We start from the raw sequence: 242 nt of genomic DNA on the forward strand, positions 1-242 counted from the left end.
CCTGTGCGCGGGCGATCGCCACGCGCTGCGCCTGCCCGCCGGAGAGCTGACCGATGCGGCGTTCCTCGAGCCCGCCGAGACCGAGTGCCGCGAGCCACCGGGCGGCATGAGCCTCCGCTGCGGCGCGCGGATGCCCGGCGAGCATGAGCGGCAGCGCGGCGTTCTCTACCGCAGTGAGCTCCGGCAGCAGCAGGACCTGCTGGAAGACGAAGCCCAGCTCCTCGCGGCGCAGGCGTGACCGC

At 74.8% G+C, this 242-nt stretch carries 1 protein-coding gene; it reads right to left on the reverse strand.

Annotated features, from left to right (window positions below; all coding sequences use genetic code 11):
• Positions 1-232 (reverse strand): ATP-binding cassette domain-containing protein (locus SB658_RS27015; RefSeq protein WP_410603592.1); only part of this gene is annotated, 232 nt, incomplete at its 3' end.
• Between the last annotated feature and the right edge of the window lie 10 nt (positions 233-242).

Origin of the sequence: Bacillus sp. SIMBA_008, from assembly GCF_046535495.1 — a bacterium.
In the GTDB taxonomy this organism is placed as follows: domain Bacteria; phylum Bacillota; class Bacilli; order Bacillales; family Bacillaceae; genus Bacillus; species Bacillus subtilis.